The organism is Streptomyces ficellus (assembly GCF_009739905.1).
Taxonomy (GTDB): Bacteria; Actinomycetota; Actinomycetes; order Streptomycetales; family Streptomycetaceae; genus Streptomyces; species Streptomyces ficellus_A.
The window spans coordinates 6,463,420-6,484,473 of sequence record NZ_CP034279.1; the positions used below are offsets into that span (position 1 = coordinate 6,463,420).

Genomic DNA, 21,054 nt, shown 5'->3' on the forward strand with positions numbered 1-21,054 from the left:
GTACATGCGGAGGAAGATACTGCGGAGGTCCGTGCACCCTTTCGGCTTCCAACGGAGACAAGGGAGGACGACGCGATGACCTCGTCGCGCGCCACTCATGTGCGACGCAGACGCCTGGGCGTGGCCACCGCCGCGGCCGGACTTCTTGCGACACTCCTGACGGCCGGCCCCGCGGCCGCCGTCCCCGACCCCGGAGACGCCCCCGCCCCGCCGGGCACCGTCTCCGCCCAGGACCAGGCGGAAGCCCGCGCGGCCATCCGCTCCGGTGAGATCCCGGGCGTGGACGAGATCGTCCACAGCGCCAACATCGAGCACGTCGCCAACGTCCCGCGCGAGGCCTTCACCGGCATCAACTCCGACCTGGCCTTCCAGGGCCGGTACGCCTTCGCGGGCAACTACGACGGCTTCCGGATCTTCGACATCAGCAGGCCGTCCTCCCCGAGGACCGTCGCCCAAGTGCTCTGCCCCGGCTCCCAGAACGACGTGTCGGTCTCCGGCGACCTGCTCTTCCTCTCCACCGACTCCTCCCGCAGCGACGACTCCTGCACCAGCACCACGCAGCCCGCCACCGAGAAGTCCTCCTGGGAGGGCATCAAGGTCTTCGACATCAGCGACAAGCGCAACCCCCGGTACGTCGCCGCCGTCGAGACCGCCTGCGGCTCGCACACCCACACCCTCGTGCCGGAGCGCCGGAACGTCTACGTCTACGTCTCCTCCTACTCGCCCAGCGCCGCCTTCCCCGACTGCCGGCCACCGCACGACGGGATCTCCGTCATCAAGGTGCCCCGCAAGGCACCCCACAAGGCCGCGGTCGTGGGCTTCCCGGTGCTGTTCCCGGGCGAGGGCCCCGACGGCGGCGGCAACCCCGGCCCGCCCACCAACCCGGGCGTCAACAAGACCACCGGCTGCCACGACATCACCGTGCTGCCCTCCAAGGACCTGGCGGCCGGCGCCTGCATGGGCGACGGCATCCTCTTCTCCATCAAGGACCCGGAGAACCCGAAGGTCATCGACCAGGTGCAGGACAACGTCAACTTCGCCTTCTGGCACTCCGCGACGTTCAACCAGCGCGCGAACAAGGTCGTCTTCACCGACGAGCTGGGCGGCGGGGGCGGCGCCACCTGCAACGAGCGCACCGGGCCGCACCGCGGCGCCGACGGCATCTACGACATCGTCGGCAAGGGCGACAAGCGCAAGCTCGTCTTCCGCAGCTACTTCAAGATCGACCGCCACCAGGCGGACACCGAGAACTGCGTCGCGCACAACGGCTCGCTCATCCCGGTCAAGGGCAAGGACCTCATGGTCCAGTCCTGGTACCAGGGCGGCGTCTCCGTGTGGGACTTCACCGACTCGGCCCGCCCCAAGGAGATCGCCTACTTCGAGCGCGGCCCGCTCAGCGCCGAGCAGCTGGTCGGCGGCGGCTCCTGGTCGGCGTACTACTACAACGGCCACATCTACTCGAACGACATGGTCAAGGGCTTCGACGTACTGAAGCTCGACGACCGCCGCACCGACCCGGCGAAGCGGGTCCGGATGCACGAACTCAACGTCCAGACCCAGCCCGACTACTTCGACGACTTCGACGACGACTGACGCTCACCGCTGGAACGGCTGACCGCCCTCGTGCGTGCCGCCGGACGGCTCCCCGTCCGGCGGCACGCCCAGCTCCCAGTCCAGCCCGTACCGCTGGAACAGCTCCGCCCGCAGCCGGGCCGGCGCCATCGGCGCCCCCGGCAGCAGCACCGCGAACACGGCGCCCATCAGCAGGGCCCGCAGCAGCGGATAGTCGGCGTCCACGTCCCGTGACCCGTACCGGTCCACCGTGTCCCGCAGCAGGGACGCCAGCCGCTGCTGCTCCGGCCCCTGCACGAACCCCTCCGCCTGGAGGATCCCCGCCATGTGCGTACGCATCAGCAGCGGCCGCTCCACCGCGAGCCCCAGGATCGCGTCGATGGCCCGGGCCAGCCGCTCCCGCCCGTCCTCGCTGCGCGGCTCGCGCTCCAGCGCCGCCTCCAGGGTGAGGTGCATCAGCCGGTGCACCGCCGACTGGAGCAGCTGCCGCTTGCCGGGGAAGTAGTACGACACCAGTCCGCGCGCCGAACCGGCCCGGTCCGCGATGTCGGCCAGCGTCGTCGCCTCGTACCCCCGCTCGGCGACCAGCTCCACCGTCGCCTGGAGCAGTCGCTCCCGCGACCGTCGCCGCAGCTCTTCATTGACCGATGCGCTGCGCGGGGACATGCTTAACTCCTGCGTTGACTGGCTCACAGCCAATATACTCAGAGGCGTGCCGGCCGGACCGGGCGACGCGGGGGATCGTCCGGTCTGCCCGGCCCGCACCGCCGTGCGTGAATCGCTCGTCCGTTCGTCACGCGGACGCGGCGTCCCGCCGGGCGGCCGCCCGCTCGTACGCCAGCACGGCGACGGCCACCAGGCAGCCGCCCAGCAGCCAGCCGGCCACCACGTCCGACGCCCAGTGCACGCCCAGGTACAGCCGGGTCAGGCCCACGCCCACCACCGAGAAGGCGCCGACGGCCAGGACGGCGACCCTCAGCCGACGGGCCGCGCCGAACAGCGCCAGCAGCCAGAGCAGCAGCCCGCAGGTGACCGCGGCCGTCATCGCGTGACCCGACGGGAACGCCGCGAAGTGCGCCGTGTCCACCGGGTCCTGCCACCGCGGCCGGTCCCGGCCCACCGCCACCTTCATCAGCTGCTGCACGGCGGAGCCCACCGCGCTCACCGCCGCCGCCCACAGGGCGAGCAGCCGTTCCCCGCGCCACCACAGCCACACCACTCCCGCCGCGACCAGCGCGCGCATCGCCCACGGATCCCACACCCAATCGCTGAGGATCCGGTTGGTCCCGGTGAGCTCCGGACTCCGGACGGCCGAGTCGTGCATCCCGTCCGCCACCGCGCGGTCGAACGACATCAGCGGCCCCCACTCGGTGGCGACCAGGACCAGCAGCAGGGCCGACAGGGCACCGGACACCAGCGCGACGACGGAGGCGAGGGGGGTGAAGGGAGTGAACGGGGGGCGTGTGGGGGGTGTGGTGGGGGAGTGCATGAGGTGATCCTCCCCTGCCTCCGCCCGGCTATCCCCGCCCTCCGGGCGGACGCCGGTACGTTCCGTACACTCCCTAGCCCAGCGCCCGCAGCGCCGGCACGAACGCCACCAGCAGCGGTACGACCGGGACGAGCGCGGCGGCGGCCGTCAGCCGCAGGCGCCGCCCCGCCGTCAGCCGCGGCGCGGCGGTCAGGAGCCGGTTCACGCGGTGCGGCAGACCGGCGTCCGGCGTCGGGCAGGGTCCGAACACCCCGCGGTGCTCGTTCAGTTCCACCAGCGCGAGCGCGATCGTCAGGCGCCCGTACCGCTTCGACGCCACGTCGTCCGCGGCCAGCTCCACCAGGCGGTGCATCTCGTCCCGGAACGCGGCGAACACCGGGATCTGCGGGAAACCCGTGGCCAGCGCCGTCGAGCAGTGCAGCAGCCAGTCGTGCCGCGCCCGCGCGTGCCCCTGCTCATGGGCCAGCACCGCATCGAGCTGATGCCCCTTCAGGCGGCGCAGCGCGCCGGTGGTGACGACCAGCCGGGGCACCTGGCCCGGCAGCCACCAGGCGTCCGGCCGCTCACCCTCCAGCAGCACCAGCGCGTCCGGGCCGGGCTCCTCGCCCGGCAACAGCGGTGCGCGCACCAGGAGTTCGGCGCGCCGGCGCCGGTGCCCCAGCCGGGACCGGCGCACCTCCCGGGTGAGCATCGCCCCGGTCCACAGGCCACCGCACGCGAGCAGGACCGCGAGCACGGCCGACCACGGCCCGTGCGCGCCGAGTTCGTACGCCTCGACCACCGCGCGCGGGGCGGGCGCGAAGACGTGACCCCGGACGGCCTGCCAGGCGGCCGCCGCGCTGAACGTCATCGACAGGGCGAAGCACAGCAGCACCGCCGCCACCACGCACTGCCACACCCACAGCGCCACGACCGGCTCGCGCTCCGGCCACGCGACCCGCGCCAGCAGACGCGGAGCCGCCACGGCGGTGAGAAGGCCGAGCCCGAGCAGCGCGAGGGAGACCAGCATGCCCTCACCTTAGGAGCGCGGGACTGTCCCCCGGTATGGCCTGGCACGTCAAGTGACGCACACCACGGAATCCGCAGCCCCCACGCCACGGAATCCGCAACGGCGGTCACATGGCCGCCAGCATCGCCAGCATGGCCAGTCCCATGGACACCCGGCACGCCGGAACCACCTCGGGACCCGCCGCACGGCCACCCGGGTCCGGTACCGGCACCGGACCGGCGGGCACCAGCCGCAGCCCGGCCCGCAGCACGTACGCCGCGTAGTAGACGAGCAGCACCGCCGTCACCGGCGCGACGCCGCCCGGCGCCGCGTGGGCGGCGTGCGCGCCCCCGCCCCCCGAGGCCATCGCCACCGCCATGTACACCATGGCCAGCGACCCCACCAGGTGGTGCAGATGGTGGCCCGCGCCGCGCCGGGCCGCCCACAGCGCGCGCAGCGAAGAGGCGCCGAACACCGCCGCGAACACCGCCCAGGTCCACCCGGTCGGCGCGAGGACGGCCGCCGGCAGGGCCATCGCGGCCATGCCGAAGCCCATCACCGCCTCGTCCGCCGCCGCCCGCCGCTCGGCGCCCGTGCTGCTCGCCGTCCGCGCCAGACAGAAGGCGCCGGCCGCCCCGCAGAGCGCCACCAGCAGCCAGCCGGACATCGCAGGTCCGTGCACGACGTACCCCCCTCGGCGAGACGGCTCCGACCGGGACGATGCCCGTGCCGGCGGGGTCCCACGCGAGCGCAGGGGCGTACGGGGGGCGCGCGAAGAGGGCGCGTTACGCTGCACACCGGGACCGACAGCGTGAGGGAGAGCCATGGACACCGCACTGCCCCTGGGCGCGGACGAACTGACCTACCGCGACGCCACCGAGGCCGACGTCCCCGTGCTCGTCGAGCTGGTCGAGTCGGCGTACCGGGGCGACTCCAGCCGCGCCGGCTGGACGACCGAGGCGGACATCCTGGAGGGGCAGCGCACCGACCCGCAGGGCGTGCGGGAGGTCATCGGCACGCCCGGTTCCCGCCTCCTGGTCGTCGAGCGCGACGGCGAGCCGGTCGCCTGCTGCCAGCTGGAACACCGCGGCGACGCCGCCTACTTCGGCATGTTCGCCGTACGGCCCGGCCTCCAGGGCGGTGGGCTCGGGCGGTGCGTCATGGCGGAGGCGGAACGGCTCGTCGTCGCCGAGTGGGGCGTGCGCGAGATGCACATGACGGTGATCTCGGTCCGCGACGAGCTGATCGCCTGGTACGAGCGGCGCGGCTACCGCCGTACGGGCCGGATGACCCCGTTCCCGTACGGCGACGAGCGCTTCGGCCTGCCGCAGCGCGACGACCTCGAGTTCGAGCTCCTGGTGAAGACGCTCGCGAAGACCGTCTGAGCCCCGGCGTACGGCACTCCTCAGGCGGCCGGTGCCGGTCCGCCCGTGTCCGCCGGGGACGCGCTACCCGCGCCCTGGCCCGAGGAGCCCGGGGGGCCGGTCCATGGCACCGGGCTTGCCCAGTGAACCGGTCGCGTCACCGGCCGTCTCACCGGTCGCCGCCCGCGCGCCGGCCGGCTCTCCGGGGGCACCCGGTTCGTCCGTGCGGAACGCCAGCCGTCCGTCGTCGACCGCCACCCGCACCCGTCCGCCCGCCGGGAGCCTGCCGTCCAGCAGGAGCCGGGACAGGTGGTTGTCGACCTCGCGCTGGATCGTGCGCCGCAGCGGCCGCGCGCCGTACTCCGGCTGGTGGCCGCGGCGGGCGATCCAGTCGACGGCGTCGGGGGCGAACTCGACCGAGATCTCCTGCGCGCGCATCCGGCGCCGGGTCTCCTCCAGCAGCAGATCGGTGATCCGGCGCAACTGCTCCTCGTCGAGGCGCCGGAAGATGACGATCTCGTCGATACGGTTGAGGAACTCGGGGCGGAAGTGCTCACGCAGCGGCCGCAGCGCCCGCTCCCGCGCCGCGTCGCCGGCCGCCCCGCCGTCCGCGGCGCCGAAGCCGACCATGCCGCGTCCGGTGCCGATCGCCTCGGAGCCGAGGTTGCTGGTCATCACGATGACCGTGTTCTTGAAGTCGACCGTGCGGCCCTGCGAGTCGGTCAGCCGCCCGTCGTCCAGCACCTGGAGCAGGATGTTGAACACGTCCGGGTGGGCCTTCTCCACCTCGTCCAGCAGCAGCAGGGAGTACGGGTGGCGGCGCACCGACTCCGTCAGCTGCCCGGCCTCCTCGTGCCCCACGTACCCGGGCGGCGCGCCGACCAGCCGGCTGACCGTGTGCCGCTCCTGGAACTCGCTCATGTCCAGGCGCACCATCCGCTCGTCGCTGCCGAACAGCGCGTCCGCCAGGGCCCGGGCCAGCTCCGTCTTGCCGACACCGGTGGGGCCGAGGAACAGGAAGCTGCCGATCGGGCGGCGCGGGTCGGCGAGGCCCGCGCGGGACCTCAGCACCGCTTCCGAGACGGCCCTGACGGCCTCGTCCTGCCCGATGACCCGCTGCCGCAGATGCTCCTCGAGACCCAGGAGCCGGGCCTTCTCCTCCTGGGTGAGGCTGGCGACCGGGATGCCGGTCTGCCTGCTGACGACCTCGGCGATGTCCTCGGCGGTGACCTCCACGACCGCTCCGTCGCCGGCGGGCCGCTCCACGCGCCCCGCCCTGATCCGTTCAGTGATCTCCTGGATGCGGTCGCGCAGCTCGGTCGCCTTCTCGTACTGCTCGTCCGCCACCGCCTGCGCCTTGTCCCGGGACAGCTGCTCCGCCTGCCGCTCCAGGGCCCGTACGTCGGTGTCGGTGTGGGTGCGCAGCCGGACGCGGGCGCCGGCCTGGTCGATCAGGTCGATGGCCTTGTCGGGCAGGAACCGCTCGGTCAGGTACCGGTCGGACAGCTCGACGGCGGCGAGCAGCGCCTCGTCGGTGTAGCGCACCTGGTGGTGGGCCTCGTAGCGGTCCTGGAGGCCGCGCAGGATCTCCACCGCGTCCTCCGGGTTCGGCTCCGGCACCAGGATGGGCTGGAACCGGCGGGCCAGCGCCGCGTCCTTCTCGACGTACCGGCGGTACTCCTCCATCGTCGTCGCGCCGATGACGTGCAGCTCACCGCGGGCGAGCGCGGGCTTGAGCATGTTGCCCGCGTCCATCGGGCCGCTGTCGCCGCCCCCGCTGCCCGCGCCCGCGCCGACGACCGTGTGCAGTTCGTCGATGAAGACGATCAGCTCGCCGGAGTGCGCGCGGATCTCCTCGATGATGGTGTTCAGCCGCTCCTCGAAGTCGCCCCGGTAGCGGGTCCCGGCGACGACTCCGGACAGGTCCAGCGCCACCACCCGGCGGTCGCGCAGGGTGTCCGGCACGTCGTGCTCGGCGATGCGCTGGGCCAGGCCCTCGACGATGGCCGTCTTGCCGACCCCGGCGTCACCGATGAGCACGGGGTTGTTCTTGCCGCGCCGCGACAGCACCTCCACCGTCTGCTCGATCTCCAGGTCCCGGCCGATCACCGGGTCGATCCGGCCCTCCTTGGCCATGTCCGTCAGGTCGCGGCCGTACTTGTCCAGCGTGGGCGTGCCGCGCGGCGGCGCGGGCCGCTGCTCGGTGTCGCCCACCCACGGGCCGGGGCCGCCGCGCCCGGGTCCGGAGCCCTGCACGGAGCCGGGGTCGAACTTGGCCGCGTTCAGGATCCGCCCCGCCGCCGAGTCCGGGTTCGAGGCGAGCGCCGCCAGCACGTGCTCGGGCCCGATGTACGAGGCACCCGTGTGCCGGGCCAGGTCGTGGGCGTCGAGCAGCGCCCGCTTGACGGCGGGCGTGACGGCGATCCGGGACTGCGGCGGCCCCTCGCCGGCCGTCCGGTCGATCTCGTCGGCCAGGGCGTCGGGGTCGGCGCCCGCGCGCGCGATCAGGTCACGGGTGGGCTCGGTGGCGAGGGCCGCCCGCAGCAGGTGCTCGGTCTCCAGGTCGGTACTGCCGTGTTCGGCGGCGTACGAGGCGGCGTCGCCGACCATCCGGCGCGCGGGTTCGCTCATCAGGCGACCGATGTCGATGTACCGGGGGATGGGCCGCCCGCCCGCGGGCGACGATCCCGCCCCGCTCCCGAAGAAGCGGGCCAGAAACTCGCTGAACGGGTCGGAGCCGTAACCCTCCGGACCCATAAAACCGCTGCTCATATGCGTCCGTTCCGGTGTCCGGTAATGGCCGGGACACGCTGTACGAGAAGACCTGCTGGATCCAGGTCGCGGGTTCCCGAGCGCTTTCCGGTTACACCTGTGACACCAGTGACACGGGAGGGGGACGCGGGGTCCGGCCGCCCCGGGAGGCGCGTGACGCCCCCGGGGCCGGGCCGCCGGGCGTCAGGCCGTGAAGCGGCCCGTGCGGCGGATCTCCGGGTGGTCGGTGGTCGCCCCGTCCAGCTCCAGGGCCCTGACGAGCCGCAGGTGCTCCGGTGTGTTGACCACCCAGGCGATGATCCGCAGCCCCGCCGCCCGCGCCCGTTCGGTGGTCTCCAGGGTGAGGCGGCGGATGTTCAGCGCGAGCGCGCCGGCGCCCACCGCCAGCGCCCGGGCCACGATGTCGTCGCCCCAGTGACTGGCGATGAGCACGGTGCGGACGCCCGGTACGAGCCGGGCGATCTCGGCGACCGCCTCGTCGTGGAACGAGGAGACCTCCACCCGCCCGGTCAGGTCGCGCCGGTGCATCACCTCGGCCAGTGCCCGGGCGGCGGCCACGTCCTTGATCTCCGCCTGGAGCGGGATCCGCACGGCGTCCAGGACGTCCTCGAACACCGGGATCCGTTCGCCCAGCCCGGCGTCGAGCTCCCGCAGCTCGGCCAGGGTCTTGTCGGCGACGGCCCCGGTGCCGTCGGTCGTCCGGTCCACCTCGGCGTCGTGCATGACGACCAGGGCGCCGTCCTTGCTCAGGTGCAGGTCCAGTTCGATGACGTCCATGCCCGCGTGCTCCGCGCGGACGAAGGACCGCAGGGTGTTCTCCGGCTCGACACCCATGACTCCGCGATGACCGATGGTGAGGAAACTCAAGATCTTCTCGCTTCCGTCGACGGCGGTTGCCGCACGGTGCCGTGCCACCCGCGGCACCGTCGCAGCCTAACGATCCGTACCCGGGAGGGAACCCTTCGTGCACGGGGAAGCCGGTCGATCCGGCTCCGCCCGGCGCGCCGCGATGCTCTTCACCCGTACGTGGGCGCGTCGTTGGGGGCGTGAAACCGGTCACGCGTCCAGGGGCCGTGGCGGTGCCGAAACTGCGTGGAAGCGGCTGCGTACCCCGCGTGTGACAGGAAAAACACCGGTTGGGGCGGGGGGTCGGCAGGATATTCTCTTCTTGCTCCCCTTGTGGCGGAGAAGCATCCATGGATACGGTTCCTTGACGCGAGGTTCTCCCGTGGAGGAATGGTGATGACGGAAATTCTTGTGCAGGATGTAACGGGCGGGGATGTTTCCGCCGATGTCCGGGTGGTCGAGCACCCGGCGTGGCCCGAGCTCAAGAATGCCGTGCAGGAGATCCGCCCCTGGCAGTCCGCGGACGGCTCCATCGACTTCGAGGCCGAGGGCGCCCCGTCCCGCGCCGTCGTCGAGACCACGCTCGACCGTGTCGTCTCCGCCGTCGAGCAGCTCTCCCCGCTGCTCCCGCACGACACCGCGTACCACCGGGCGCTCGTCGCCGACCTGCGCAAGTGGGCCGACGGCGGCTTCGCCGTGCCGGACTTCCTGGACTCGCTGCTGGCCTTCCAGCCCGCGGCCAACCGGGCCGACGGCCTCCAGCACCTGGTGCTGTTCCCGATGTACACGCAGAACGGCAACCCGGACCGCAACCTGGAAGCCGTCGTCCTGCGCATGGTCTGGCCGGAGTGGCTCGCCGAGCTCGAGGCCACCCGCTACGACAACCCGCTGTTCTGCGGCATCACCTTCGAGGACTTCACCGACGGCTACGACACCAACTCGGCCGTCCTGTTCCCCGAGACGATCGCCGTGCGCGAGGCCCCCGAGCGCTTCAGCTGGGGCGGCATCTTCTGCGACCGCGAGGCCGCCCGCTTCCGCCGCGTCACCGAGGCGGCCGTGGACATCCTCGGTCTCGACCTGCCCGACGACATCCGCGAGATGCTCGGCGACCAGGACCGCTGCGAGAAGGCCTTCGTGCTCTGGGACATGGTCCACGACCGCACCCACAGCCACGGCGACCTCCCGTTCGACCCGTTCATGATCAAGCAGCGCCAGCCGTTCTGGATGTACGGCCTGGAGGAGCTGCGCTGTGACCTCACCGCCTTCAAGGAGGCCGTGAAGCTGGAGGCCGAGGGCAACGCGCACGGCCGTGACGTCCAGTACGCCGTGCTGTTCGACCGGATGTTCCGCTTCCCGCTCAGCGGCGACCGCAACCGCAACTACGACGGCCTCGGCGGCCAGCTGCTCTTCGCCTACCTGCACAAGCACGACGTGCTGCGCTGGACCGACAACACGCTGAAGATCGACTGGCAGCGCGCCCCGCAGGTCACCAACCAGCTGTGCGGCGAGATCGAGCAGCTCTACCGCGACGGCATCGACCGCCCGAAGCTTGTCCACTGGTTCGCCGCGTACGACCTGGTGTCGACCTACCTCGCCCCGCACCCCGGCTCCCGCTGGGCCAAGGGCCCCGACGCCCTGGACCTGGGCCTGCCGCCGCGCAAGCTCGTCGACGACGTGCTTCCCGACGAGTTTCCGCTGAGCATGTTCTATGAGGCCCTCTCCAAGAAGCTGAAGAACGTGATCGCCTCCACCAAGGGCATCACCGCCGACAACGCCGGTGACCAGGCCGCCGAGAGGGTCGCCGCGTGAGCTCTCGTACGGAGGAGACGTCGACCATGAACGGCAAGGGCAACGGAAACGGCGGCCCGCTCGAGGGCGCCGTCGTCGCGGTGGCCGGAGCGGCGGGAGCGGCCGGCCGGGCCGCCCTGCTGCGGCTCGCGGAGGCCGGAGCGACCGTGGTCGCCTCCGACGCCGACCCGCAGCGGCTCGCGGAGGCGGTCGACGCCGCCCGGTACGCGCACGGCGGGGCGACCGTCGTCGGTGACACCGTCGACCTGCTCGACCCGGCCGCGGCCCGCGAGTGGGCCGACAAGACCGAGAAGGAGTTCGGGCGGATCGACGGCCTGGTCCACCTGGTCGGCGGCTGGCGCGGCAGCGCCACCTTCGCCGAGACGGACCTCGCCGACTGGACCCTCCTGGAGAAGCTCCTGATCCGCACGGTCCAGAACACCACGCTCGCCTTCCACGACGGGCTGCTGCGCAGCGACCGCGGCCGCTACGTCCTGGTCAGCGCCGCCGGTGCCAGCAAGCCGACCGCCGGGAACGCCGCCTACGCCGCCTCCAAGGCCGCCGCCGAGGCGTGGACGCTCGCGCTCGGCGACGCCTTCCGCAAGGCGGGCGGCGAGGAGGGCCCGAAGGCCGCGGCTACGATCCTGATCGTGAAGGCTCTGGTGCACGACGCCATGCGCGCCGAGCGCCCGAACGCCAAGTTCGCGGGCTTCACGGACGTCATGGATCTGGCCGACGAGATCGCCGCCGTCTGGGACAAGCCCGCCCGGGAAGTGAATGGACAGCGCCTGTGGCTGACCCCCAAGCCGTGAACCCCCTGACCGCCAGGACGGACGCGAAGCGTCGCCACGACCCGGCGGTCCGGGGCTTCGCCAGCGACAACTACGCCGGCGTCCACCCCGAGGTCCTGGCCGCCATCGCCCTCGCCAACGGGGGCCACCAGGTCGCCTACGGCGAGGACGTGTACACCGATCACCTCCAGCGGGTGATGCACAGTCACTTCGGCCCCACCGCCGAGGCGTACCCGGTGTTCAACGGCACCGGGGCCAACGTCACCGCCCTCCAGGCGCTCACCGACCGCTGGGGCGCGGTGATCTGCGCCGAGTCCGCGCACATCAACGTGGACGAGGGCGGGGCGCCCGAGCGCATGGCGGGGCTCAAGCTGCTGACCGTGCCGACCCCGGACGGCAAGCTGACGCCCGAGCTGATCGACCGGCAGGCGTTCGGCTGGGACGACGAGCACCGCGCCATGCCGCAGGTCGTCTCGATCACCCAGAACACCGAACTGGGCACCGTCTACACGGTGGACGAGATCCGCGCCATCGTGGACCACGCCCACGGCCTGGGCATGAAGGTGTACCTGGACGGCGCCCGGATAGCCAACGCGGCCGCCTCGCTGAACGTCCCGATGCGGGCGTTCACCAACGCGGTCGGCGTGGACGTCCTGTCCTTCGGCGGCACCAAGAACGGCATGCTCGCCGGCGAGTGCGTGGTGGTGCTCAACCCGGACGTGGCCCGCCACATGAAGCACCTGCGCAAGATGTCGATGCAGCTCGCCTCCAAGATGCGGTTCGTCTCGGCGCAGTTCGAGGCGCTCCTCGCCAAGGACCTGTGGCTGCGCAACGCCCGGCACGCCAACGCGATGGCGCAGCGCCTGGCGGAGGGTGTGCGGGCGGTGGACGGGGTGGAGATCCTCTACCCGGTCCAGGCGAACGCCGTGTTCGCCCGGCTCCCGCACGCGGTGACGCGACGGCTCCAGGAGCGCTTCCGGTTCTACTTCTGGGACGAGGCGGCCGGCGACGTGCGGTGGATGTGCTCGTACGACACCACCGAGGACGACGTCGACGCGTTCCTGCTGGCGCTGAAGGAAGAGATGGCGCACGCGTAACCCTGCACGGCCACGCGGCCGGCTCGGAGTCGAAGGACTCCGGGCCGGCCGCGTCGTCGTTTGCGCCCGGGACAGCGAAGTCCAATGGAGTGTACTGCGTGGTGCTGTAAGGTGAACCACGGGCGTTGATCGCCCCACGGCGCACCACGCCATTCGCCCGCGACCCGGAACGGCCGACCATGACCCTGACGCTCACCGTCGCCGACGAGGTACGCGCCCTCGTCCCCGGCTTCACCCCTCTCGCCGTCGAGGCGCGCGGACTGGTCAACGGACCCAGCGACGCCACCAGCTCCGCCCTCCTGGACGACGCCGCCCGCCGACTCGCCGCCCGCCTCGACGGCCGCGCCCCGCACGAGGACCAGCACGTCGCCGCCTGGCGCGAGGCGTACAGCGCCTTCGGCGCCAAGCCGTCCCGTACGCGCAACTCCGCCGAAGCCCTCGCCCGGCGCGCCCTCGCCGACGGCGGCCTGCCCCGCATCAACCTGCTCGTCGACGCCTACAACGCCGTCAGCGTGGCCCACCTCGTCCCGGTGGGCGGCGAGGACACCGACCGGATCCGGGGCGGCATGCGGCTGCTCCGCGCCACCGGGACGGAGCCGTTCGTCACCGCCGCGGGCGGTCGGGAGGTCGTCGAGCACCCGGAGGCCGGGGAAGTGGTCTGGTGCGACGACGAGGGCGTCACGTGCCGCCGCTGGAACTGGCGGCAGGGCGTCCGCACCCGCCTCACCGAGCGGTCGGTGAACGCGCTGTTCCTGCTGGAGGGCCTCGCCCCCATGCCGCTCACGGCCCTGGAGGCCGCGGGCGCCGAACTGGCCGAGACGCTGGAGAAGCTCAGCCCCGGCGCGCGGATCACCGTCCACGGCCCGGCCTGACCCGCGTGGCGGCGCCCGGCCGGGGCAGCGACCCGGCGTCCGCCCCGCCCCTGCCGGAGCCCGGGGGCGCTCAGCCCGCCTCGCGGACCTCCGCCGCGGTCGGGGCGGTGCCACCGAGGTGCGCCGGGACCCACCAGGTGTCGGCGGCGTCCTTGGGGCGCACGGGGTACGCGCGCTGCGCCGCCTCGAGCAGTTCCTGCACGCGCTCGCGCAGCCGCCGGGTGATCGCGCCGGCGTACTGGTCGGACGGCGCCTCCACCGGCTCGCCCACCCGGATCGTCACCGGGATGTGGCTGCGCCGGAAGTTGCGGGGCCGGCCCTTGGTCCACACCCGTTGGGTGCCCCACAGGGCCATCGGGATCAGCGGGACGCCCGCCTCCTGCGCCAGGCGCGCCGCCCCGGACTTGAAGCTCTTGAGCGTGAACGACTGGGAGATCGTCGCCTCGGGGAACACCCCGATGATCTCGCCCGCACGAAGGGACTCCAGGGCGTGGCGGTAGGCCGCCTCGCCCTGCTGGCGGTCGACCGGGATGTGCTTCATCCCGCGCATCAGAGGGCCGGAGATCTTGTGGCGGAACACCGAGTCCTTGGCCATGAAGCGCACCAGCCGCTTCTGCGGCAGCGCCGCCAGCCCGGTGAAGATGAAGTCCAGATAGCTGATGTGGTTGCTGACCAGCACGGCCCCGCCGGTGCGCGGGATGTTCTCCGAACCCTGAGTGTCGATCTTGAGGTCGAGCGCCTTGAACATCGTGAGTGCGGCGCCGATGACCGGCCGATAGACGAGTTCTGCCACGGGAGAAGACCCTTCCTCTGTGCCTCGGGAGGATTCTCCCGGCAAAGTTACGCAGCCGTAGGTACGGCATTGCGCCGATCGTGCACCATGGGCGCCGTACAGACCAGTCCTGACGACTCCGGACAGCGAGATCCTCGTCACGTCATGTCCGCTCAGGAGGGGTTTCATGCCCCTATCGGGAATCCTACGGACCCGTTTTCGCGCTGGACCGGGGGGCACCACCGAAGGGTGGGGGCCGTGGACGAGAGACAGGAGGCCGCAGTGCGCGACGCGGGAGTGCGGGCGACCGGGACGGACCGGAGCGTGCTCGGCGCGGACGAGCTGGGGGCGCCGCTGGGGGAGCGGGCGACGCTCGTGCAGTTCTCCAGCGCGTTCTGCCAGCCGTGCCGCGCCACCCGCCGCACCCTGGCCGAGGTCGCCGCGATGGTCGACGGCGTCGCCCACGTCGAGATCGACGCCGAGCACCACCTCGCCCTGGTGCGCGAGCTGGCCATCGCCAGGACCCCGACGGTCCTGGTCCTCGACGGCGAGGGCCGCATCGTCCGCAGGGCGGCCGGCCAGCCCCGCAAGGCCGACGTCATCGTCGCGCTCGGCCAGGCGGTGTGACGCCCAGTGACACACGTCGCACATCCCGGCCCGCCCTTGACTGTGCATGCCATCGATCGACAGGCTGACGCCGTGCCCCAGGAACCTCTCCTTCACGGGCGGGCGGACGCCGACCCCGCCCGCAACGCGAGCGCGCGCTGTCCGGGTGTCTGAGCAGCCACGGAACACCGCCCCGCGCCCTCCGCAGAAGGACCCCTCCATGACGGTCTCGCCCCACCCCGGCCTCCAGGCCGCCCTGCCTCCCCAGCGGCCCGCACCCCGCCCCGGCGGACCCGAGCTGCTCCGCTCCGTCTTCCGGCGGCACGCGGCGGGCGTCGCGGTGATCACCGCCCGGGGCGAGCGGCCCGTCGGCTTCACCGCCACCTCGCTCACCTCGGTCTCCGCGGACCCCCCGATGATCTCGTTCGGCGTAGGGACCTCGTCCTCCAGCTGGCCGGTCCTCGCGGAGGCCGGACACATCGGGGTCCACGTCCTGGGAGAGCACCAGCGGGAGCTCGCCGCCACCTTCGCCCGCAGTGGCGCCGACCGCTTCGGCGCGCCCACGCGCTGGTACGAGGGGCCCGAGGGCGTACCGGTGCTGCACGGGGTGCAGGCCTGGCTGGTGGGCCGGATCGTGGCCCGCGTCCCGGCCGGCGACCACCGCCTGGTGCTGGCCGAGGTGGTCGCCGGGGACGCGTCCGGCGACGGCCGTCCGCTGCTGTACCACGAGGGGCGCTTCAACGCTCTGCGCGACTGAGAAGTCCCGGTTACGGAGCGTTGGCAAGGTCACAGTTCAAAGCGCTTGCTTACCGGGAAAGCAATCGATGTACTGACGAGTAATATTTCGGGAGGGGCGTCCACCGCCCCGAGCGGAAACCGTCCCATCAGGCGCCTATGCTGCGTGCAACAAGGCAGCCCAGTTATGACGATGTGTAGGAGAGCCGGCGTGAGCTTGAGGATCGTTGTCTGTGTGAAGTACGTGCCCGACGCCACCGGCGACCGGCACTTCGCCGATGACCTGACCGTCGACCGCGACGACGTCGACGGCCTGCTGTCGGAGCTGGACGAGTACGCGGTGGAGCAGGCGCTCCAGATCGCCGAGGAGGCCGACGACGCGGAGATCACCGTGCTCACCGTCGGCCCCGAGGACGCCAAGGACGCGCTGCGCAAGGCGCTGTCCATGGGCGCCGACAAGGCGGTCCACGTCGAGGACGACGACCTGCACGGCTCCGACGTCATGGCCACCTCGCTCGTGCTGGCCAAGGCCGTCGAGAAGACCGGGTACGACCTGGTCATCTGCGGCATGGCGTCCACCGACGGCACCATGGGCGTCCTGCCGGCGATCCTCGCCGAGCGCCTGGGCGTCCCGCAGGTCACCCTGCTCTCCGAGGTCTCGGTGGAGGACGGCACCGTCAAGGGCCGCCGCGACGGCGACACCGCGTCCGAGCAGCTGGAGGCTTCGCTGCCGGCCGTCGTGTCCGTGACGGACCAGTCGGGCGAGGCCCGCTACCCGTCCTTCAAGGGCATCATGGCCGCCAAGAAGAAGCCGGTGGAGTCCCTGGAGCTGGACGACCTGGACATCGACGCCGACGAGGTCGGCCTCGAGGGCTCCTGGACCAAGGTCGACTCGGCCGCGGAGCGTCCGGCCCGCACGGCCGGCACCATCGTCAAGGACGAGGGCGAGGGCGGCAAGCAGCTCGCCGAGTTCCTCGCGGGCCAGAAGTTCATTTAGGTCGTGCCTGCGAAGTCCCGTCTGCCCGGCCCCGCCCTCCGGGCGGACGACGCTACTTCGCAGACACTCCCCGGGCTCGCGCGAGCCACTCCCCGCCCCCAGACTCTTCGCACCGCAGGAGATTGAAGTCCCATGGCTGAAGTTCTCGTCTACGTCGACCACGTGGACGGTGCCGTCCGCAAGCCCACCCTGGAGCTGCTGACGCTGGCCCGCCGCATCGGCGAGCCGGTCGCCGTCGCCCTCGGCTCCGGCGCCGAGGCCACCGCCGCCACGCTCGCCGAGCACGGCGCGGTCAAGGTCCTCACCGCCGACGCCGCCGAGTTCGCCGACTACCTCGTCGTACCGAAGGTGGACGCCCTCCAGGCCGCCCACGAGGCCGTGTCCCCGGTCGCCGTGCTCGTCCCGTCCTCCGCCGAGGGCAAGGAGATCGCGGCCCGCCTCGCGGTCCGCATCGGCTCCGGCATCATCACCGACGCCGTCGACCTCGAGGCCGGCGACGAGGGCCCGGTGGCCACCCAGTCGGCGTTCGCCGCCTCCTTCACCACCAAGTCCCGTGTGTCCAAGGGCACCCCGGTCATCACGGTCAAGCCGAACTCGGCCCCCGTGGAGGCCGCCCCGGCCGCCGGCGCCGTCGAGGCCCTCGCCGTCTCGTTCTCCGAGAAGGCCACCGGCACCAAGGTCGTCTCCCGCACCCCGCGCGAGTCGACCGGCCGCCCCGAGCTGACCGAGGCCGCGATCGTGGTCTCCGGCGGCCGCGGCGTCAACGGCGCCGAGAACTTCTCGATCATCGAGGACCTCGCCGACTCCCTCGGTGCCGCCGTCGGCGCCTCCCGCGCCGCCGTGGACGCGGGCTGGTACCCGCACTCCAACCAGGTCGGCCAGACCGGCAAGTCGGTCTCGCCGCAGCTGTACATCGCCTCCGGCATCTCCGGTGCGATCCAGCACCGCGCCGGCATGCAGACCTCGAAGACCATCGTGGCCATCAACAAGGACGCCGAGGCCCCGATCTTCGACCTGGTCGACTACGGCGTGGTCGGCGACCTGTTCCAGGTCGTCCCGCAGCTGACCGAGGAGATCAAGACCCGCAAGGGCTGACCTGCGGCATCTCTCCGGCTCCGGGGCCGCGCGGTGAGTCCACCGCGCGGCCCCGCGTCGTTGGGGCGACCATTGACGCAGGTCAATGACACCCATTAACTTCACCATACGGATTGTTGATTCCGTGTAGTGGAAATTTGGAGGGTGTGGGAATGGGTCAGCAGGAGAAGGTGGCAACGAGCCTCGCCGGCGCGGTCAGCGAGGGCATCAGCGCCTCCCTCGTCTCGGTCGACGAAGAGCTCGCACGCCGCTACCCGGGCGACCCGGGCACCCGCCAGCCCGTCCACACCGTCTACGTGCCCGGAGACGCCTTCGACGCCGGAACCATCCGCTCCTGGGGCGACCAGGCCCTCGCCATGCTCGACGAGCACGCCCCCGACGCCGCCTCCCTCGCCGCCGCCCTCGGCCTGCCCGACGAACTCGCCGACGACGTCCACGCGCGCGTGCGGGCCAAGCTGGAGCACGAGCCCATCGAGGACCTCCGCGTCGACTTCGAGGACGGCTACGGCGGGAAGGACGGCGCCGCCGAGGACGCGGACGCCGCCCGCGCCGCCCGCCTGATCTCCGAGGCGTACGCCACCGGCACCGCCGCCCCGTACATGGGCATCCGCATGAAGTGCATGGAGGCCGCCGTACGGGACCGGGGCATCCGCACCACCGACGTCTTCCTCAGCGGACTCATGGAGCACGGTGGCCTCCCCGAGGGGCTCGTCCTCACCCTCCCCAAGGTCACCTACGCCGAACAGGTCAGCGCCTTCGTACGGCTCGTCGAGGCCTTCGAGAAGGCCCACGGCCTCGACGCCGGCCGCCTCGGCTTCGAGATCCAGATCGAGACCAGCCAGGCCATCCTGGCGCCCGACGGCACCGCCACCGTCGCACGCATGATCGACGCCGCCGAGGGCCGCGCCACCGGCCTGCACTACGGCACCTTCGACTACAGCGCCTGCCTCGGCGTCTCCGCCGCCTACCAGGCCAGCGACCACCCGGCCGCCGACCACGCCAAGGCGATCATGCAGGTCGCCGCCGCCGGCACCGGCGTACGCGTGTCCGACGGCTCCACCAACGTCCTCCCGGTCGGCCCCACCGACAAGGTCCACGACGCCTGGCGGCTGCACTACGGCCTCACCCGCCGCGCCCTGGCCCGCGCCTACTACCAGGGCTGGGACATGCACCCCGGCCACCTGCCCACCCGGTACGCCGCCGTCTTCGCCTTCTACCGCGAGGGCTTCGAACAGGCCGCCGCCCGCCTGTCCGCGTACGCCAACCAGGCGGGCGGCGACGTCATGGACGAGCCCGCCACCGCCAAGGCCCTCAGCTCCTACCTGCTGCGCGGCATCGACTGCGGCGCCCTCGGAACCGACGAGGTCGCCCGTCTCACCGGACTGACCCGCGCGGACCTCGACGGCTTCGCCGCGCCGCGCCGAGGCGACCTGACGGCGACCGCCCCGTAGGGACGGCTGTCGTCAGGGTTGTCATCGCTGCCCCGTACTCTGTAACGCGTTCGGACGGGAACACGACACAGGGAACGGGGCAGCGGTGTCTTCGGGGGAGAACGAACTGATCGCCGGGCGCTACCGGGTGGTCCGGCAGCTCGGGCGCGGCGGCATGGGCGTCGTCTGGCGCGCGGTCGACGAGGTACTGGGCCGCGAGGTGGCCGTCAAGGAGCTCCGTACGTACACGGACTCCTCCGGCCACGAACTGGCCGACCTGCGGCTGCGGATGCAACGCGAGGCGCGGGCCGCCGCGCGCGTGCGCCACCCCGGGGTCATCGCCGTCCACGACGTCGCCGACCACCAGGGCCGCCCGGTCATCGTCATGGAGTTCGTCGACGGACCGTCCCTCGACGATGTCCTCGCCGAACACGGCGTCATGGACCCGCGCGAGGCCGCCGCGGTCGGCGCGAAGGTGCTGGAGGCGCTCGCCGCCGCCCACGCGGCGGGGGTGCTCCACCGCGACGTCAAGCCCGGGAACGTGCTGCTGGACCGCGGCGGCCGGGTCGTCCTCACCGACTTCGGCATCGCCGCCATGGACGACCCGGGTGACGGCTCCACCGCCCACCTCACGCGCAGCGGCGAGATCGTCGGCTCCCTCGACTACCTGGCCCCCGAGCGGGCCCAGGGCCAGGACCCCGGCCCGGCGTCCGACGTATGGGCGCTCGGCGCCACGCTGTACGCGGCGGTCGAAGGCGCCTCCCCCTTCCGGCGTACGTCGACGTGGTCGACGCTCACCGCGATCGTCACCGAACCCCTGCCCGAACCCCGGAGGGCGGGCGCCCTCGGCCCCGTACTGGGGCAGCTGATGCACAAGGACCCGGCGCAGCGGCCGGACGCGACGACCGCGGCGCGGCTCCTGGCAGCGGTCGCCGAGGGCGCCGACCCCGGCCCCACGGCCGCGGCGCCGGTGTACGTCCCGACCGAGCGGACCGTCCTGCCCCACCAGCCGCAGGGCTTCGGCCCCGCGCCCACGGCGCCCCCGGCACAGCCCGTCGCCCCCCTGCCGACGGCCGGTGGCGTGCCCACGGCCCCGGTGGCGCCGGCCGAGCGCAAGAGCCGCGGCAAGGTCCTCGTCGCGGTGGCGACGGCGGCGGTCCTGCTGGCCGGAGGAGGCGTGACGTACGCCTTCATGGACGGCGGCAAGAAGCCGGCCACGGGTCAGGAACTGGCCGGTGGGCAGGCCGACCCCGGCTCCACCCCGGACCCGGGCCGCCCGCTCGACCCGGGCACCGCCCCGTCCGCGGCCGGCACGTCACCCGCGGCCCAGCCGTCCGCCTCCGAGCCGGCGGACGCGAAGCCCTCCACAAAGGCCGGCGACAAGCCGCGCGCCACCGCCTCCCCCTCAGCGACGACCCCCGGCGGCGGCACTGACGGCGGCACCTCCGGAGGCACGTCCGGAGGGGCGGGCAAGAGCACCGGCGGCACGTCCGGCACGACGGGCGGCGGCGCGGCGACCACCACCGGCGGCGGGGGAGCCCCCGCCCCGGCGCCCGTGTGCCACTCCACCGGCGGCGGGAAGTACAACTGCCAGGTCTGGCGCACCGCCACGTCCCACCGCGCCGACGGCAGCCAGGCCGGCGTCCTCAACGCGGGCACCAACTACTTCTACTGCCAGTCCGACCTGGGCCGCCGCGAGACCCACGGCGACTGGACCAACACCTGGTGGGCCCGCACCGACGACGACAGCGGCAACACCGGCGTCTACGTCAGCGACGTCTACATCAAGGGCGGCGACAACGACCAGCCGCTGCCCGGCCTGCCCGTCTGCTGAGCCGCC

General features: G+C 72.7%; 19 protein-coding genes. 12 read left to right on the forward strand and 7 right to left on the reverse strand.

Going from position 1 to position 21,054, the window contains the following annotated elements:
- Positions 1–75: 75 nt before the first annotated feature.
- Complete coding sequence (locus tag EIZ62_RS29035; RefSeq protein WP_156695635.1) at positions 76–1,593, forward strand: LVIVD repeat-containing protein; 1,518 nt, start codon at positions 76–78, stop codon at positions 1,591–1,593.
- Positions 1,594–1,596: 3 nt separating this feature from the next.
- Here the strand turns inward: EIZ62_RS29035 and EIZ62_RS29040 are convergent, their stop codons facing one another.
- From EIZ62_RS29040 to EIZ62_RS29055, 4 genes are all read right to left on the reverse strand, one after another.
- On the reverse strand, positions 1,597–2,238 hold the full coding sequence (locus EIZ62_RS29040; protein WP_156695636.1) for a TetR/AcrR family transcriptional regulator: 642 nt from the start codon (positions 2,236–2,238) through the stop codon (positions 1,597–1,599).
- Positions 2,239–2,365: 127 nt separating this feature from the next.
- Entirely contained in the window at positions 2,366–3,061 is a 696-nt protein-coding gene (locus tag EIZ62_RS29045; RefSeq protein WP_156695637.1) for a phosphatase PAP2 family protein, read from the reverse strand.
- Positions 3,062–3,134: 73 nt separating this feature from the next.
- Complete coding sequence (locus EIZ62_RS29050) at positions 3,135–4,070, reverse strand: M56 family metallopeptidase (protein ID WP_156695638.1); 936 nt, start codon at positions 4,068–4,070, stop codon at positions 3,135–3,137.
- A 106-nt stretch (positions 4,071–4,176) separates the two neighbouring features.
- Entirely contained in the window at positions 4,177–4,731 is a 555-nt protein-coding gene (locus tag EIZ62_RS29055) for a DUF5134 domain-containing protein (RefSeq protein WP_156695639.1), read from the reverse strand.
- Positions 4,732–4,873: 142 nt separating this feature from the next.
- On the opposite strand from EIZ62_RS29055, the gene EIZ62_RS29060 reads away from it, so the two are divergent.
- Positions 4,874–5,434, forward strand: coding sequence for a GNAT family N-acetyltransferase (locus EIZ62_RS29060; RefSeq protein ID WP_156695640.1), 561 nt, complete (start codon positions 4,874–4,876; stop codon positions 5,432–5,434).
- Positions 5,435–5,497: 63 nt separating this feature from the next.
- On the opposite strand, the gene EIZ62_RS29065 is transcribed toward EIZ62_RS29060, so the two are convergent.
- Both EIZ62_RS29065 and EIZ62_RS29070 read right to left on the reverse strand, forming a co-directional pair.
- Positions 5,498–8,185 (reverse strand): ATP-dependent Clp protease ATP-binding subunit, encoded by a 2,688-nt coding sequence (locus EIZ62_RS29065; protein WP_156695641.1) that lies wholly within the window; start codon positions 8,183–8,185, stop codon positions 5,498–5,500.
- Between the two features lie 183 nt (positions 8,186–8,368).
- Positions 8,369–9,052 (reverse strand): glycerophosphodiester phosphodiesterase, encoded by a 684-nt coding sequence (locus EIZ62_RS29070; protein ID WP_156696646.1) that lies wholly within the window; start codon positions 9,050–9,052, stop codon positions 8,369–8,371.
- A gap of 375 nt (positions 9,053–9,427) precedes the next feature.
- On the opposite strand from EIZ62_RS29070, the gene EIZ62_RS29075 reads away from it, so the two are divergent.
- The 4 genes from EIZ62_RS29075 to EIZ62_RS29090 all read left to right on the forward strand — a co-directional run bounded on the left by EIZ62_RS29075 (position 9,428) and on the right by EIZ62_RS29090 (position 13,579).
- Positions 9,428–10,840, forward strand: coding sequence for a DUF6421 family protein (locus EIZ62_RS29075; protein ID WP_156695642.1), 1,413 nt, complete (start codon positions 9,428–9,430; stop codon positions 10,838–10,840).
- A gap of 26 nt (positions 10,841–10,866) precedes the next feature.
- Complete coding sequence (locus EIZ62_RS29080) at positions 10,867–11,631, forward strand: SDR family NAD(P)-dependent oxidoreductase (RefSeq protein ID WP_156696647.1); 765 nt, start codon at positions 10,867–10,869, stop codon at positions 11,629–11,631.
- On the forward strand, positions 11,610–12,707 hold the full coding sequence (locus tag EIZ62_RS29085) for a threonine aldolase family protein (RefSeq protein WP_425281857.1): 1,098 nt from the start codon (positions 11,610–11,612) through the stop codon (positions 12,705–12,707). The genes EIZ62_RS29080 and EIZ62_RS29085 overlap by 22 nt, the downstream gene beginning before the upstream one ends.
- Before the next feature lie 179 nt (positions 12,708–12,886).
- Positions 12,887–13,579: a B3/B4 domain-containing protein gene (locus EIZ62_RS29090; protein WP_156695643.1), complete on the forward strand. Its 693-nt coding sequence runs from the start codon at positions 12,887–12,889 to the stop codon at positions 13,577–13,579.
- Between the two features lie 70 nt (positions 13,580–13,649).
- On the opposite strand, the gene EIZ62_RS29095 is transcribed toward EIZ62_RS29090, so the two are convergent.
- Entirely contained in the window at positions 13,650–14,372 is a 723-nt protein-coding gene (locus tag EIZ62_RS29095) for a lysophospholipid acyltransferase family protein (protein ID WP_156695644.1), read from the reverse strand.
- A 276-nt stretch (positions 14,373–14,648) separates the two neighbouring features.
- Here EIZ62_RS29095 and EIZ62_RS29100 point away from each other — a divergent pair, with 276 nt between their 5' ends.
- From EIZ62_RS29100 to EIZ62_RS29125, 6 genes are all read left to right on the forward strand, one after another.
- The gene (locus tag EIZ62_RS29100) at positions 14,649–14,978 is read left to right on the forward strand and encodes a TlpA family protein disulfide reductase (RefSeq protein ID WP_244376326.1); all 330 of its coding nucleotides are present in this window, start codon (positions 14,649–14,651) and stop codon (positions 14,976–14,978) included.
- 199 nt (positions 14,979–15,177) lie between these two features.
- On the forward strand, positions 15,178–15,714 hold the full coding sequence (locus tag EIZ62_RS29105) for a flavin reductase family protein (protein WP_156695646.1): 537 nt from the start codon (positions 15,178–15,180) through the stop codon (positions 15,712–15,714).
- 189 nt (positions 15,715–15,903) lie between these two features.
- A complete protein-coding gene (locus EIZ62_RS29110) occupies positions 15,904–16,689 on the forward strand; it encodes an electron transfer flavoprotein subunit beta/FixA family protein (protein ID WP_156695647.1) in 786 nt (261 codons plus the stop codon).
- A gap of 132 nt (positions 16,690–16,821) precedes the next feature.
- Positions 16,822–17,784, forward strand: coding sequence for an electron transfer flavoprotein subunit alpha/FixB family protein (locus EIZ62_RS29115; protein WP_156695648.1), 963 nt, complete (start codon positions 16,822–16,824; stop codon positions 17,782–17,784).
- Between the two features lie 152 nt (positions 17,785–17,936).
- Positions 17,937–19,235, forward strand: coding sequence for a DUF6986 family protein (locus tag EIZ62_RS29120; protein ID WP_156695649.1), 1,299 nt, complete (start codon positions 17,937–17,939; stop codon positions 19,233–19,235).
- Between the two features lie 85 nt (positions 19,236–19,320).
- Positions 19,321–21,048 (forward strand): serine/threonine-protein kinase, encoded by a 1,728-nt coding sequence (locus tag EIZ62_RS29125; protein ID WP_156695650.1) that lies wholly within the window; start codon positions 19,321–19,323, stop codon positions 21,046–21,048.
- Positions 21,049–21,054: the final 6 nt, after the last annotated feature.

What these genes read in the sequence shown, in the direction of transcription:
- EIZ62_RS29090 (WP_156695643.1), top strand. Translation starts at nt 12,887, where the DNA reads ATGACCCTGACGCTCACCGTCGCCGACGAGGTACGCGCCCTCGTCCCC.
- EIZ62_RS29120 (WP_156695649.1), top strand. Translation starts at nt 17,937, where the DNA reads ATGGGTCAGCAGGAGAAGGTGGCAACGAGCCTCGCCGGCGCGGTCAGC.
- EIZ62_RS29075 (WP_156695642.1), top strand. Translation starts at nt 9,428, where the DNA reads ATGACGGAAATTCTTGTGCAGGATGTAACGGGCGGGGATGTTTCCGCC.
- EIZ62_RS29035 (WP_156695635.1), top strand. Translation starts at nt 76, where the DNA reads ATGACCTCGTCGCGCGCCACTCATGTGCGACGCAGACGCCTGGGCGTG.
- EIZ62_RS29115 (WP_156695648.1), top strand. Translation starts at nt 16,822, where the DNA reads ATGGCTGAAGTTCTCGTCTACGTCGACCACGTGGACGGTGCCGTCCGC.
- EIZ62_RS29060 (WP_156695640.1), top strand. Translation starts at nt 4,874, where the DNA reads ATGGACACCGCACTGCCCCTGGGCGCGGACGAACTGACCTACCGCGAC.
- EIZ62_RS29050 (WP_156695638.1), bottom strand. Translation starts at nt 4,070, where the DNA reads ATGCTGGTCTCCCTCGCGCTGCTCGGGCTCGGCCTTCTCACCGCCGTG.
- EIZ62_RS29105 (WP_156695646.1), top strand. Translation starts at nt 15,178, where the DNA reads ATGACGGTCTCGCCCCACCCCGGCCTCCAGGCCGCCCTGCCTCCCCAG.
- EIZ62_RS29040 (WP_156695636.1), bottom strand. Translation starts at nt 2,238, where the DNA reads ATGTCCCCGCGCAGCGCATCGGTCAATGAAGAGCTGCGGCGACGGTCG.
- EIZ62_RS29080 (WP_156696647.1), top strand. Translation starts at nt 10,867, where the DNA reads ATGAACGGCAAGGGCAACGGAAACGGCGGCCCGCTCGAGGGCGCCGTC.
- EIZ62_RS29045 (WP_156695637.1), bottom strand. Translation starts at nt 3,061, where the DNA reads ATGCACTCCCCCACCACACCCCCCACACGCCCCCCGTTCACTCCCTTC.
- EIZ62_RS29065 (WP_156695641.1), bottom strand. Translation starts at nt 8,185, where the DNA reads ATGAGCAGCGGTTTTATGGGTCCGGAGGGTTACGGCTCCGACCCGTTC.